At 36.7% G+C, this 12,865-nt stretch carries 16 protein-coding genes; 10 read left to right on the plus strand and 6 right to left on the minus strand.

Annotated features, from left to right (window positions below):
• Positions 1 to 31 precede the first annotated feature (31 nt).
• Complete coding sequence (locus C7N65_RS09580; RefSeq protein WP_105994260.1) at positions 32 to 589, minus strand: 3'-5' exonuclease; 558 nt, start codon at positions 587 to 589, stop codon at positions 32 to 34.
• Positions 590 to 751: 162 nt separating this feature from the next.
• On the opposite strand from C7N65_RS09580, the gene C7N65_RS09585 reads away from it, so the two are divergent.
• Both C7N65_RS09585 and C7N65_RS09590 read left to right on the plus strand, forming a co-directional pair.
• Positions 752 to 2,068, plus strand: coding sequence for a MurT ligase domain-containing protein (locus C7N65_RS09585; RefSeq protein ID WP_105994261.1), 1,317 nt, complete (start codon positions 752 to 754; stop codon positions 2,066 to 2,068).
• On the plus strand, positions 2,065 to 2,787 hold the full coding sequence (locus tag C7N65_RS09590; RefSeq protein ID WP_105994262.1) for a type 1 glutamine amidotransferase: 723 nt from the start codon (positions 2,065 to 2,067) through the stop codon (positions 2,785 to 2,787). Before C7N65_RS09585 ends, C7N65_RS09590 begins: the two co-directional genes overlap by 4 nt.
• 44 nt (positions 2,788 to 2,831) lie before the next feature.
• Here C7N65_RS09590 and C7N65_RS09595 read toward each other — a convergent pair whose 3' ends face one another.
• Positions 2,832 to 3,818: an FUSC family protein gene (locus C7N65_RS09595; protein WP_105994263.1), complete on the minus strand. Its 987-nt coding sequence runs from the start codon at positions 3,816 to 3,818 to the stop codon at positions 2,832 to 2,834.
• Positions 3,819 to 4,038: 220 nt separating this feature from the next.
• Here C7N65_RS09595 and map point away from each other — a divergent pair, with 220 nt between their 5' ends.
• The 5 genes from map (at position 4,039) to C7N65_RS09620 (ending at position 7,701) form a co-directional block, all read left to right on the plus strand.
• The gene (gene map, locus C7N65_RS09600) at positions 4,039 to 4,803 is read left to right on the plus strand and encodes a type I methionyl aminopeptidase (protein ID WP_105994264.1); all 765 of its coding nucleotides are present in this window, start codon (positions 4,039 to 4,041) and stop codon (positions 4,801 to 4,803) included.
• Between the two features lie 126 nt (positions 4,804 to 4,929).
• Positions 4,930 to 5,325 (plus strand): hypothetical protein, encoded by a 396-nt coding sequence (locus tag C7N65_RS09605; protein ID WP_105994265.1) that lies wholly within the window; start codon positions 4,930 to 4,932, stop codon positions 5,323 to 5,325.
• A 15-nt stretch (positions 5,326 to 5,340) separates the two neighbouring features.
• Positions 5,341 to 6,042: a cell wall-active antibiotics response protein LiaF gene (liaF, locus tag C7N65_RS09610; RefSeq protein WP_105994266.1), complete on the plus strand. Its 702-nt coding sequence runs from the start codon at positions 5,341 to 5,343 to the stop codon at positions 6,040 to 6,042.
• Positions 6,039 to 7,082 (plus strand): sensor histidine kinase, encoded by a 1,044-nt coding sequence (locus tag C7N65_RS09615; RefSeq protein ID WP_105994267.1) that lies wholly within the window; start codon positions 6,039 to 6,041, stop codon positions 7,080 to 7,082. The genes liaF and C7N65_RS09615 overlap by 4 nt, the downstream gene beginning before the upstream one ends.
• Positions 7,072 to 7,701, plus strand: coding sequence for a response regulator transcription factor (locus C7N65_RS09620; protein WP_105994268.1), 630 nt, complete (start codon positions 7,072 to 7,074; stop codon positions 7,699 to 7,701). Before C7N65_RS09615 ends, C7N65_RS09620 begins: the two co-directional genes overlap by 11 nt.
• 85 nt (positions 7,702 to 7,786) lie before the next feature.
• Here C7N65_RS09620 and C7N65_RS09625 read toward each other — a convergent pair whose 3' ends face one another.
• From C7N65_RS09625 to C7N65_RS09640, 4 genes are all read right to left on the minus strand, one after another.
• Entirely contained in the window at positions 7,787 to 8,365 is a 579-nt protein-coding gene (locus tag C7N65_RS09625) for a beta-class carbonic anhydrase (protein WP_105994269.1), read from the minus strand.
• Positions 8,366 to 8,571: 206 nt separating this feature from the next.
• Positions 8,572 to 9,651: a YihY/virulence factor BrkB family protein gene (locus C7N65_RS09630; RefSeq protein ID WP_105994270.1), complete on the minus strand. Its 1,080-nt coding sequence runs from the start codon at positions 9,649 to 9,651 to the stop codon at positions 8,572 to 8,574.
• Positions 9,652 to 9,772: 121 nt separating this feature from the next.
• A complete protein-coding gene (locus C7N65_RS09635; protein ID WP_105994271.1) occupies positions 9,773 to 10,063 on the minus strand; it encodes a hypothetical protein in 291 nt (96 codons plus the stop codon).
• Between the two features lie 7 nt (positions 10,064 to 10,070).
• The gene (locus C7N65_RS09640) at positions 10,071 to 10,535 is read right to left on the minus strand and encodes a low molecular weight protein-tyrosine-phosphatase (RefSeq protein WP_105994272.1); all 465 of its coding nucleotides are present in this window, start codon (positions 10,533 to 10,535) and stop codon (positions 10,071 to 10,073) included.
• Between the two features lie 234 nt (positions 10,536 to 10,769).
• Between C7N65_RS09640 and C7N65_RS09645 the strand changes: the two genes are divergently transcribed.
• The 3 genes from C7N65_RS09645 to C7N65_RS09655 all read left to right on the plus strand — a co-directional run bounded on the left by C7N65_RS09645 (position 10,770) and on the right by C7N65_RS09655 (position 12,811).
• Positions 10,770 to 10,976 carry a DUF1128 family protein gene (locus C7N65_RS09645; RefSeq protein WP_105994273.1) on the plus strand — a complete coding sequence of 69 codons (207 nt, stop codon included), beginning with the start codon at positions 10,770 to 10,772 and terminating at the stop codon, positions 10,974 to 10,976.
• Between the two features lie 36 nt (positions 10,977 to 11,012).
• Positions 11,013 to 12,251 (plus strand): aminopeptidase, encoded by a 1,239-nt coding sequence (locus C7N65_RS09650; protein WP_105994274.1) that lies wholly within the window; start codon positions 11,013 to 11,015, stop codon positions 12,249 to 12,251.
• A gap of 62 nt (positions 12,252 to 12,313) precedes the next feature.
• The gene (locus C7N65_RS09655) at positions 12,314 to 12,811 is read left to right on the plus strand and encodes an acyl-CoA thioesterase (protein ID WP_105994291.1); all 498 of its coding nucleotides are present in this window, start codon (positions 12,314 to 12,316) and stop codon (positions 12,809 to 12,811) included.
• Positions 12,812 to 12,865 lie beyond the last annotated feature (54 nt).

The following is a 12,865-nucleotide window of genomic DNA, read 5'->3' on the forward strand; positions in this document are numbered from 1 at the left end:
ATTGAACAATGGTTAGGAAATGTTCAATCGGTTAACCTTTATCTGATAAATTTTTGCCGTAGATAGCGAGCATATCAGACAAGCTGTCATAGTGTTTAAGCAATCTGAAAGTAATCATTGCACAGGCTTTCGCATCATTTAAGGCATCATGATGGCCATGGAAATCTAAATGATAATAATCCATCATATATTTTAAACCGTAGCGGTTATTATTGATGGTTCTGCGTGCAAGCTGCAGCGAACAAAAATAAGTCATTTCAGGTGTTTTAAGTCCTAATGCTTGAATACTTGCATGCATGACTGTCATATCAAATGCGGCATTATGTGCGACAACCGGCAAACCATCTATGAACTGCATCATATAGGGCAGTACAAAGTTGAAATCCGGTGATGTTTTCACATCATCAGGCTGTATACCGTGGACATTGATATTTTGTTGAGAAAAATAGTCATGAGGATTGACTAAAGTATAGAAGATTTCGATGATTTCATTATTTACGACTTTGACCATCCCGACAGAGCAGATACTTGTGCGCTTGCCGTTTGCGGTTTCAAAATCTAAAGCAACAAATGCATTCTCTTGTTTCAAACAGATCGACCTTTCATTTATAAGATAATTAAGTAGTAAAATCTTACTGGAAAGCGTAATAGGAGTCAAGCAATTGATTTTGATGTTTGACGTAGATTATTTTTATTTAAAGACTTTGTCATGTTATAATTATTCAGGTTAAAACTTAGAGGAGTGAAGCGAATGAGACAATGGACGGCGATTAACTTAGCAAAGTTAGCGCGTAAAGCCAGCAGAGCAGTCGGCAAACGCGGAACAGATTTGCCGGGTCAAGTTGCAAGAAGAATTGATAAAGATATATTACGAAATTTAGCAGAAAAAGTAGATGACGTTGTGTTTATCAGCGGTACGAATGGTAAAACAACAACATCGAATTTAATCGGACATACATTAAAAGCTAACAATATAGATATTATTCATAATAATGAAGGTGCGAATATGGCTGCCGGGATTACTTCAGCATTTATTGTTCAAAGCAATCCTAATACCAAAATCGCAGTCATTGAAATAGATGAAGGCTCTATTCCTAGAGTATTAAAAGAAATGACACCGACAATGATGGTGTTTACCAACTTCTTCCGCGACCAAATGGATCGTTTCGGAGAAATTGATATTATGGTAGACAACATTGCGAAAGCCATCAGCAACAAAGGTATTAAATTACTGTTGAATGCGGATGATCCGTTTGTCAGCCGTTTGAAAATTGCAAGTGCATCAAATATCTATTACGGTATGAAAGCACATGCGCATGAATTCGAACAAAGTACAATGAATGAAAGCAAATACTGTCCGAACTGCGGCCGTTTATTAGTATATGATTATATACATTACAATCAAATCGGACATTATCATTGTAAATGCGGCTTTAAACGCGAACAGCCGAAATATGAAGTCGACAAATTTACAGTGTCTCCGTTTATCCATTTGACAATCGGCGATACAACTTTCGATATGAAAATTGCAGGTGACTTTAATGCGTATAATGCGATTGCGGCATACAGTGTGCTGCGTGAACTTGGTTTAAATGATGCGTCTATCAAAAAAGGATTTGAAACGTATACTTCAGATAACGGACGTATGCAGTATTTTAAATCAGGTTCTAAAGAAGCAATGATCAACTTAGCGAAGAACCCTGCAGGTATGAATGCCAGTCTTTCTATGGGCGAACAATTAGAAGGCAGAAAAGTCTATGTTATCAGCTTAAACGACCATGCGGCTGATGGTCGTGATATCTCATGGATTTATGATGCGGACTTCGAAAAATTAAGTAATCAAGATATCGAAGCGATTATTGTGACAGGCAATCGTGCAGAAGAATTGCAGCTGCGTTTGAAATTAGCTGAAGTTGATGTACCTGTCACTGTTGAGCGCAACATTTACAAAGCTACAGCGAAAACAATGGATTACACAAGCAAGACTGTCGCAATTCCGAACTATACGTCTCTAGCGCCTATGCTGGAACAATTAAATCGTTCGTTTGAAATGAGGGGACAAAGATGAATGAATTAACGTTATATCATTTTATGACAGATAAACTGAATTTATATAGCGATATCGGCAATATCATCGCACTCAAGCAGCGTGCAAAATGGCGCAATATTAAATTGAATGTTGTGGAAGTCAATGAAACAGAAGGTGTAACCTTAGATGGTTGCGATATCTTCTTTATCGGCGGCGGCAGCGACCGTGAACAAGCGCTGGCTACGAAAGAATTAAGCAAGATCAAAGGACAGTTGAAAGATGCGATTGAAGGCGGTATGCCTGGATTGACTATTTGCGGCGGCTATCAATTCTTAGGTACTAAATATATCACTCCAGACGGTACGGAATTAGAAGGCTTAGGTATTTTAGATTTCTATACACAGTCTAAAAAAGAACGTTTGACAGGCGATATTGTTATTGAAAGCGAAACATTCGGTACAATTGTCGGTTTTGAAAATCATGGCGGCAGAACGTATCATAACTTTGATACATTCGGCAAAGTCAAACATGGTTATGGTAATAATGAAGAGGATAAACGAGAAGGTATTCATTATAAAAACTTGTTAGGAACATATCTGCATGGACCGATTTTACCGAAAAATCATGAACTGACAGATTATTTATTAGAAAAAGCATGCGAAAGAAAAGGTATTCCATTTGAACCGCGTCAATTGGATAATACTGAAGAAGAAGCGGCGAAACAAGCCATTGTCGATCGCTTTGAAAAACAACATTAATCAAAGAAAAGGTCACCTTTCAAAGTTTGGAAGGTGACCTTTCTTTACGCATAACGTTCATCTAGAATACGATATGTCATTAATATTTCGTATATAATATGGCTTTTGACTTGCTGCTTCTCAAATTCATCTAAACGAATAATACTTTGTTTTAATGTTTCAGCACAATTATCTTCACGTTCAAAGCCGCCGGTTTCAATAATCTCATCAATACTTTCTGCTATTTTTAATATGGCTTGTGTTTCTTGTTCTGTAAAGGTAAACTCTGTTTTCTTAGGCAGATATACAATATTAGATAAATGCGTAATGAAGAGACGGTCAGTATGCGCACGGTTGGATAAGCCTTTTAATTTCACCCAATCCTCTTGATCTTTATGGTATTCAAGCTCATCTTTTTGATAACGAATCAATGTATCTACACGTAAAATCGCTGAAAGCAGTTTTTCTAATTTTTGGTTGGTTTTAGTAGAATTGAATTTACCGTTCACTAATTCTTTAAGACGCAAACTGTATAAGTGATACATATCCGTTTCGACTTTTTGTGCAGATTGTGCGACTTGGTCGTAATAACGCGGCGGCAAGATAACTAAGTTTACCAGACCTGCAGTGACCAAACCGATTACCGCTGTTAATAGACGTGAAAAGAAATTAAAGAAGTAATGGTCGCCGATACCTGGAATCATTGCCATCGCAGTCAAAGTTGCGACTGTAATACCGTCATGCAATTTCAATTTCGCACAAATAAAGATTGTACACGTTGCACTCATCGCATAAGCAAGTGCTGATTGATCACTGAAGATATATGTAAACAAAACAGCCAGCAATGCACCGATAACGGTAGCAGGCAGTCGTTTATAGCCTTTTTTTAGTGAAGCTTTAGCAGTAGGTTCAATCGTAACGATTGCTGTGAGTGTGGCGTAGATTGGATTTAAGTTTAAAGCCATACAGAAGAAGGCGGTTAAAAAAGTGGCAAGCCCTGTTTTAATTGTCCGAGCTCCGATAATTTTGTGATACCATTTGTCCTTTGTCATTTGTTATTCCCTCGCTTGATGTTCACAACTCAGTTGAAACATACATCCATTCAACAGGTAGACATTCTTGTACCTGTGTTGTACAAATTTAGTATAACAAACATTTTTTGATATAATAAGGAAGAATGAGTATCAATTATGATAAATTCGTATCATAGTGAACTTTATAAAGCGCGTGTACGCTTAACTAATATTTTATTTATAAGGAAAGGGATCTCACATGATTGTAAAAACAGAAGAAGAACTACAAGGATTAAAAGAAATAGGCTACATCTGTGCATTAGTCAGAGATACAATGCAAGCCGCAACAAAACCCGGTGTCACTACAAAAGAATTAGATGACATCGCAAAAGATTTATTTGAAAAACATGGTGCATTATCAGCACCTATCCATGATGAAAACTTCCCAGGCCAAACATGTATCAGTGTTAATGAAGAAGTAGCACATGGTATTCCAGGCAAACGCAAAATCCGTGAAGGGGACTTAGTGAATATCGATGTCTCTGCATTGAAAAACGGCTTATATGCGGACACTGGTATTTCATTTGTAGTTGGGGAACCAAGCGATCCGATGAAACAAAAAGTATGCGAAGTGGCAGAAGAAGCATTTGATAATGCGATGAAAAAAGTAAAACCAGGCAGCAAGTTAAGCCAAATCGGTAAAGCAGTTCATGCGACTGCACGCAAAAATGATTTGAAAGTCATCCGCAACTTAACAGGCCATGGTGTCGGCAGTTCATTACATGAAGCGCCAAACTATGTCTTGAACTACTTCGATCCTAAAGACAAAACATTGCTTAAAGAAGGTTTAGTCTTAGCCGTTGAACCATTCATTTCTTCAAACGCAACATTTGTGACAGAAGGTAAAAATGATTGGGCATTTGAAACAAGCGATAAAAGTTATGTGGCACAAATCGAACACACAGTGATTGTGACGAAAGACGGCCCATTGCTTACTACAAAAATCGACAAAACTGAAGCATAGTCTGCAGATAGAGATGCATTTGATGCATGTTTAGGACTAAAGTATGAAAGTAAAATGGTTCCAGAGCCTATTAAGAGGCTGCTGGAATTATTTTATAATGGAATCAATAATAAATGAGGTGATTCCATGAATATATTGAGTCTTTACTTAGAAAATTTCTATCACAGCACCATCAGAAACAGTATTGTCAATTGCCAAGAGCATTTGAATCGAAAATTGCACTCAACACAGCAATATATCGCATACTTAAATCGTAAAAGAAAAAATATTGTTGAATATATTGAAAAATTGACAATGGAAGTTGAAAATAAATATATCGATTTAATGGATCAGTATCAGATTTCAAACATCCAACGCATGGAAAATATTGATAATGCTGAATTATCAGCGTTCATGGAAGATTTGAATGAAGCGGAATCTGACTGTGCAAAAATTGAAGCGGACTTATCACGTCAAAACAAAACACGAATTACATTAGAAAGAGAATGTGATATGATTGCACAAATGAGTTTAGTTGCATAGAAAAGGTGGCGAAACATGACAAATAAATATATTTCAACAGAAATGTTGATTATCTTTACCGCATTAATGATTATAGCCAATTTTTATTATATCTTTTTTGAAAAAATAGGCTTCCTGCTCGTTCTGTTATTAGGAACGATATTAATCTATGTCGGCTATCTGTACTTCCATAAAATCAGAGGGCTGTTAGCCTTTTGGATAGGGGTATTGATGGTCGCATTTACGCTGCTTTCAAATAAATATACGATTATTATCTTGTTTATTTTCTTAGTATTCATCATTATTCGCTATATCGTATTCAAGTTTAAGCCGATGAAGATTATCGCAACGGATGAAGATGTGACGTCTCCGCAATTTATCAAACAGAAGTGGTTCGGCAACCAAAGAACACCTGTTTATGTGTATAAGTGGGAAGACTTGCAGATTCAGCATGGTATCGGCGATGTGCATATTGATTTAACAAAAGCCGCAAATATTAAAGAAAATAATACGATTGTGATTCGACATTTCATTGGGAAAATTCAAATCATTGTACCGATGAATTATAATATCAATCTGCATGCAGCTGCCTTTTACGGGAATGCAACGGTGAATCAAGAAACAGTGAAAATTGAAAACAATCATATCCAGTTGAAAGAAGAAACTAAAGAAGAAAACTATAATATTAATATTTATACTTCTACTTTTATCGGAGATGTTGAGGTGGTTTATAGATGAACCACTATATCAGAGCTATCGGCTCGATGCTGATACTGATTTACAGTATTTTAGCGATATTCTTTTTTATCGATAAAGTATTTGTTAATATTATTTACTTTCAAGGTATGTTTTATACGCAAATCTTCGGCATTCCGGTATTCTTATTCTTAAATATCTTAGTGATATTAATGAGTATTATAGTAGGCTCTGTACTTGCGTATAAAGTGAATGAACAAAATGATTGGATCAAAGAACAAATCGAGCATTCGATTGAAGGGGAAGTCGTAGGAATCAACGATCAAAATATCGAGTTATACCAAGAGACACTGGATATTTATCACATGCTTGTACCCTTGAATCAAGAATTGCATCGTTTACGTATTAAAACGCAAGATTTAACAAATGAAACGTATAATCTTAATGATGTAAAGGTAAAGAAAATTATTGAAGATGAAAGACAACGCCTCGCCAGAGAGCTGCACGACTCTGTCAGCCAGCAATTGTTTGCGGCGAGTATGATGTTGTCCGCAATTAAGGAATCACCGCTAGAACCGCCTTTAGACCAGCAAATCCCGACACTTGAAAAGATGGTCCAAGACTCGCAATTAGAAATGCGTGCTTTATTATTACATTTGAGACCGTTAGGATTAAAAGATCGTTCGCTCGGCGAAGGTATCAAAGATCTTGTTGTAGACTTGCAGAAGAAAGTGCCTATGAAAGTTGTCTATGACATCGAAGACTTTGAAGTACCAAAAGGAATTGAAGATCATTTGTTCAGAATTACACAAGAAGGTATCTCTAATACCTTGCGTCATGCTGAAGGTACTAAGCTGACAATTGATTTATTTAATAAAGATGATTATCTGTTATTGCGTATTCAAGATGATGGCAAAGGCTTTGACGTAGATGAAAAGATGGAAAAAAGCTATGGCTTAAAGAATATGCGAGAACGTGCATTAGAAATCGGGGCAACACTGCATATTGTTTCATTGCCTGGTGCAGGGACAAGAATAGAAGTGAAAGCTCCATTGAATAAGGAGGAAAATGATGGCGATTAAAGTATTATTTGTCGATGACCATGAAATGGTCAGAATCGGCATTTCAAGTTATTTATCTACGCAACCTGACATTGAGGTCGTCGGTGAAGGCAAATCCGGGAAAGAAGCAATTGAAAAGGCGCATGAATTAAAGCCTGATTTGATTTTAATGGATTTATTAATGGATGATATGGATGGCGTAGAAGCAACAATGCAAATCAAGAAAGACCTGCCGCAAATCAAAGTGCTGATGCTGACAAGTTATATTGAAGATAACGAAGTCTACCGTGCACTGGATGCAGGAGTGGACAGTTATATTTTAAAAACAACAAGTGCCAGCGACATTGCAGAAGCAATCAGAAAAACACAGCGCAATGAAGCGGTCTTTGAAGCTGAAGTATTGGTTAAAATGCGTAATCGTATGAATCAGCGTGCAGAATTATATGAATTGTTAACAGATAGAGAAATGGAAATTTTATTACTTATCGCTAAAGGTTATTCTAACCAAGAAATTGCAAGTGCCTCCCATATTACAATTAAAACGGTTAAGACACATGTAAGTAATATTTTAAGCAAGCTGGAAGTGCAAGACAGAACACAAGCTGTGATTTATGCTTTCCAACATGACTTAATCCAATAAACGAAAAGACAAGATTGAAAACTTCTGACTTTCAATCTTGTCTTTTCTTTAGTTCAAGCCACTTTGATAGATGTGCTTGGACTGATTATTTATTTTGTTCTGCTAATTCATAACCGTTTTGAATTAAATCTAATTCACCCGTATGCGGATCAATAACTAAGCCGTGAATCGGAACACTTTTATCAAATAGAGGGTGATGATATAACATATCAATGTTATGACGTACGTTATCTTTAGCGTCGTCAAATCCTTCTAAGAAACCGTCTACGTCGACACCTGAGTGTTTAATAATATCAAATGTTTCTTCAGTTACACCGCGTTCTTTCATCGCATCTTTAACTGTGCTGACATCTAAGCTGCCCATACCGCAGTCTTTGTGTGCCATGATAATGATTTCTTCGGCACCTAAAGCATAAATACCGACTAATAAACTTTTAATTGTCGAACCGTAGGGATGAGTAATAATCGCACCTGCGTTTTTAACGACTTTTAAGTCCCCGTTATTAAAGCCGAGTGCTTTTGTACCTAAGTCTTGCAGACGTGTATCCATGCATGTAAACAGTACTGCTTTTTTATTCGGCTTTTTACTTGTTGAATAATTCTCGAATTCTTTGTTTTCCACAAAGTCTTTATTATAAGATAAAATGCTTTCTAATAATGTCATTCGTTCTACACTTCCTGTTTCATTAAATTTGTACTTTTAGTTATATCAAGATGTGTTATAAGTATGAGGATATCTTGCTATCAGATATCTGCCCAAAGACTCATTACCCAATATTATACAATAAAAAACCTAATTTTATCAAAAATCTAAGAAAAAAGAGCAAAATCACTTTGAATTATTACAAAATGATTTTGCTCTGAAATTAACTATTCTCTTTCAGCGTGAGGGTTTTGAGCTTCAGAAAGTTCGAACTCTCTTTCCTCAAGAGAATCTTGATTTTTTAATGTTCTGCGCTGATTGATAATTGCGTTGATTTCAGCACCGACGATAATAATAAAGCCTGTGATGAACAGCCATAACATTAAGACGATGATACCACCGATACTGCCGTATGTTTTTGAGTAGTTCGCAAAGTTGCTGACATAGAAACCAAATCCTGCTGTACCTAAAATCCAAACTACTGATGCAAATAATGCACCAGGCAGTACAGATTTGAATTTGATTTTGATGTTTGGCGCAAGTGCGTATAATGTCGCAAACAGTACGAAAATAATAATAAACGGCAATAGGAATCTTAGGATACTGAATATCCATTTTACTTGGCTGTCTAAGCCTAACGGTCCGAATAATAAGTGGCCGATTTGCTGACCGAATACCGGTAAGATTAAGGCGATAATGAATACTGCGCCCATAATGACAGTAAATAGGACACTGATTAATTTTAAAACGATAGGGTTTCTGCCGTCTTCAACATCATAGGCAACGTTGAAAGCGTTCATAAGTGCAGTCATACCGTTTGAAGCGGACCATAGTGCTAAAATCAAACCGACAGATAAAATACTGCCGCTGGCGTTTTTCATAATATCTTCAATGATGCCCGATAATAAATCTGCTGTAGAAGCAGGGGCATTTTGAGTGATCATATTGACGATCTTATTGCGGTCGATTTGAAAGAGCGGTAAAAGTGATAATAAGAATAATAGCATCGGGAACAGCGACAACATGAAATAATAAGATAGTTGCGCTGCTAATCCTGCAGCATCATCTTTACCGATACGATAGATTAAAAACGATAAAAAGTTCGAATCTTTCGTATATTTAGCTGGCTTGTTGTTTCTAGCCACAAAGAAAGTTTGATTAGGTTTCTTTGGTGATTTCGATTGGAATTCTTGTGGTGCTACATAGTAATTATCACCTTCGTGAGTGATACCAGCAGACTTTTCTTTGACTTTATGAAAAAGACTCTCACTTTTTTCATGTTTGTCGTGGTCTGTTGATTTAGACATAATGTGTACTCCTTTATTACTTGATTAAATTGTATTTTGAATTGAAAAAAGGGGGATAACGCTAAGCGAACAAAGCCGCTCAGCTTACCCCTATGTGATCAATTCCTGACAGCAAAAACAATTAGTTTAAGTGTTTGTCGTTTTGTTTACGTTGTTGCAACGTATTTTTAGCATCTTTTAATGCACGTTCTAACTCAGGGTTATTACGGCGGATTTCTTCAATCGCGTCTTTCCAGTACATGATTTCTTCTTTAATTAAGTTGAATTTTGAAGGTTCTCTGTTTGAAGAATTGCCTTCTTTCAAGTTTTTAAAGCTGTTTTGTAATGAAGTACGCGTATTTTTGTCAGCAAGTGTGATAGCTCCGCCGACTAGTGCGCCTATTAAGATACCTGGTACTAATTTGTTATTCATAATTCATCTACCCCTCTTTTAGATTTGAGTCTTTAAGAATGTAATCAATTAAATTATCACATGATGATTGTATCATATCGAAGACACCCTCAAAGTTATTTGTATAGTAAGGATCAGGTACATCTTGTTCTTCCATGTCGCTGAACTCAAGCAACTTGAACAATTTGCCTTTTAAATTTGGATTGATGTGTTGGATATTCTCCACGTTGCTTTGATCCATTGCGATAATGTAATCAAAGTCATCAGTGGGTTCAAACAACTCGCTGATCATCCCGTCAAAAGGAATATTGTGTTCAGTTAAGATACGTTGTGTACCTTCATGCGGCGATTGTCCTAAGTTCCAACTGCCTGTTCCGCGTGATTCGACTTCGATACCATCGATGCCGCGATCTTTAAGGCGTTGTTTCATAATCGCTTCAGCCATTGGAGAACGGCAAATGTTTCCTAAACAAACAAATGCTACTGTAGTCATATTCTACCTCCATTTTGTTTCTCAGTTGGATAAATAAAGCGTATCATTAAAACAGATACAAGATGAACCTAACGTTCCATAGATAATATTTACCCGAACTCAGATGAAATAACCTACATATCATTATCTTATCGGTTTTTGTTCAACTTCTAAAGTCTTAAATAACATAACTTGATAAAAGTTTTCATGAATTGTACAGTTTGATAATATAAACGTATAAAGAGGTGAGTAAAAATGGCATCAAATAATAAAGACAAGATTGTTGAAATCAGAGAAAAGTTGAATGTGGTTAACGTTAACCTGATTGATCCTGATAAATTTGAAGATGCAGATGAAGACAAAATTGAAGAGATTCACAGCTTTGTAACTTCAAAAGATAATTTTTCACCGAGCGAAGTTACAGCCATCGCATCTGAACTAGGCGAATTACGACAATCATAAGATTAAACAACAGTCAGAATAAGGAGGAACTTTGTTATGTCGCAACTACAAGAAAAATTAAAACAATATGCACAATTGATAGTGGATGTTGGAATGAATGTTCAAGAAGGGCAACCAGTGTTTATCCGTTCATCAGTGGATGCATTGGATTTAACACATGATATTGTAGAGGCTGCTTATCAGCGCGGCGCATCTGATGTACGTGTGAAATATGCAGATGATACACTATCACGTCTTAAATTCGAATATGAACCTGTTGAATACTTTGAACAAAATGCATTAAAAGATTACGACGTTGCTGAACGTATAGATTATGTTGAAAGAGGGGCTGCAAACTTAGCCTTAATCAGCAGTGATCCGGATTTATTAAGCAATGCAGACAGTGATAAAAAAGCAGCTTTCAGCAAAACGTATTCTAAAGGTTTCAAAGGTTACATGGAAGCGAGTCAAAATAATGATTTTCCTTGGTGTGTTGTCGTTTATCCGAATAAAGCATGGGCACAACGTGTTTATCCGGAATTAAGCGAAAATGAAGCGTATGAAAAATTCATTGATGAATTATTAGATATCGTACGTGTAGACGGCAATGATCCGGTTGAAAATTGGAATAAACATGTCGACAACCTAAGTAAACATGCGAAATATCTGCAAGACAAACATTATTCAGCATTGCATTATATTTCTGAGGGTACAGACTTAACAATCGGCTTGCCGAACAATCATTTATGGCAAGATGCGACAAGCTTTACAAATAAAGGCCAAGAATTTATCGCAAACATCCCGACAGAAGAAGTCTTTACAGCACCAGACCGCAACCGTGTCGACGGTCATGTAACTAATAAACTTCCGCTTAGTCATAACGGTACTTTGATTGACGGCTTTACACTTACATTCAAAGAAGGCAAAGTTGTTGATTTCAAAGCGGAAAAAGGGGAAGACGTATTACGCAGCTTGCTTGAAACAGACGAAGGTTCTAAATATTTAGGCGAAGTTGCACTTGTACCGGATGATTCGCCGATTTCAAACCGCAATCGTGTCTTCTACAATACATTGTTAGATGAAAATGCTTCATGCCACATTGCACTCGGTGCAGGTTATCCGTTTACGATTATCGACGGTACAACTATGACACGCGAACAATTGGCAGAAGAGGGTTTGAACGATGCATTTATTCATGTTGACTTCATGATCGGCAGTGCAGATTTAACTATATACGGTATTACACAAGACGGTGAAGAAGAAATCGTCTTTAAAGATGGTAACTGGGCTTATTAAGCAACAACAAAAATATATAAAGACAAAGGAGATCAATTGTGGAACAAAGAGAAAGTAGACCAATGTCAGCGTCAAAAAGTGTAAAGGATCGCCAAGTTTATCCGCAAGATACCAATCATCATCATACGATGTTCGGCGGCTTGCTGATGGCAAACATTGATGAAATTGCAGCAATTTGTGCAATGAAGCACAGTAGTTCTCCAGTAGTGACAGCTTCTACCGATTCAGTCGACTTTTTACTTCCGATTCGAAACGGAGATGTTATCTCATATGAAGCGATGGTTTCTTATGCAGGATCAAGCTCTATGGAAGTATGTGTGCAAATCATTTTAGAAGATGTGATGAATGACAAGAAATATATGGCAGCACTCAGTTTCTTAACATTTGTCGCATTAGATGAGGATGGCAAACCGAAACAAGTACCGGATGTTTATCCTGAAAATGAAATTCAAGAATGGTTCCACAGTACAGCACCTGCACGTGTGAAACGCAGAAAAGAACGCAGACAAGAAAGTAAAGATACTTTAGCTTTCTTAACGCAAACAAGACATATTGAATAATAAATACAGAAAACCGGCGCCTTTAAAGTCTGAAACTAGACAATAAAGGTGCCG

The organism is Staphylococcus simulans (genome assembly GCF_002994445.1).
Lineage (GTDB): Bacteria > Bacillota > Bacilli > Staphylococcales > Staphylococcaceae > Staphylococcus > Staphylococcus simulans_B.

What these genes read in the sequence shown, in the direction of transcription:
- C7N65_RS09585 (WP_105994261.1), top strand. Translation starts at nt 752, where the DNA reads ATGAGACAATGGACGGCGATTAACTTAGCAAAGTTAGCGCGTAAAGCC.
- C7N65_RS09590 (WP_105994262.1), top strand. Translation starts at nt 2,065, where the DNA reads ATGAATGAATTAACGTTATATCATTTTATGACAGATAAACTGAATTTA.
- C7N65_RS09595 (WP_105994263.1), bottom strand. Translation starts at nt 3,818, where the DNA reads ATGACAAAGGACAAATGGTATCACAAAATTATCGGAGCTCGGACAATT.
- map (WP_105994264.1), top strand. Translation starts at nt 4,039, where the DNA reads ATGATTGTAAAAACAGAAGAAGAACTACAAGGATTAAAAGAAATAGGC.
- C7N65_RS09605 (WP_105994265.1), top strand. Translation starts at nt 4,930, where the DNA reads ATGAATATATTGAGTCTTTACTTAGAAAATTTCTATCACAGCACCATC.
- liaF (WP_105994266.1), top strand. Translation starts at nt 5,341, where the DNA reads ATGACAAATAAATATATTTCAACAGAAATGTTGATTATCTTTACCGCA.
- C7N65_RS09615 (WP_105994267.1), top strand. Translation starts at nt 6,039, where the DNA reads ATGAACCACTATATCAGAGCTATCGGCTCGATGCTGATACTGATTTAC.
- C7N65_RS09620 (WP_105994268.1), top strand. Translation starts at nt 7,072, where the DNA reads ATGGCGATTAAAGTATTATTTGTCGATGACCATGAAATGGTCAGAATC.
- C7N65_RS09625 (WP_105994269.1), bottom strand. Translation starts at nt 8,365, where the DNA reads ATGACATTATTAGAAAGCATTTTATCTTATAATAAAGACTTTGTGGAA.
- C7N65_RS09630 (WP_105994270.1), bottom strand. Translation starts at nt 9,651, where the DNA reads ATGTCTAAATCAACAGACCACGACAAACATGAAAAAAGTGAGAGTCTT.
- C7N65_RS09635 (WP_105994271.1), bottom strand. Translation starts at nt 10,063, where the DNA reads ATGAATAACAAATTAGTACCAGGTATCTTAATAGGCGCACTAGTCGGC.
- C7N65_RS09640 (WP_105994272.1), bottom strand. Translation starts at nt 10,535, where the DNA reads ATGACTACAGTAGCATTTGTTTGTTTAGGAAACATTTGCCGTTCTCCA.
- C7N65_RS09645 (WP_105994273.1), top strand. Translation starts at nt 10,770, where the DNA reads ATGGCATCAAATAATAAAGACAAGATTGTTGAAATCAGAGAAAAGTTG.
- C7N65_RS09650 (WP_105994274.1), top strand. Translation starts at nt 11,013, where the DNA reads ATGTCGCAACTACAAGAAAAATTAAAACAATATGCACAATTGATAGTG.
- C7N65_RS09655 (WP_105994291.1), top strand. Translation starts at nt 12,314, where the DNA reads ATGTCAGCGTCAAAAAGTGTAAAGGATCGCCAAGTTTATCCGCAAGAT.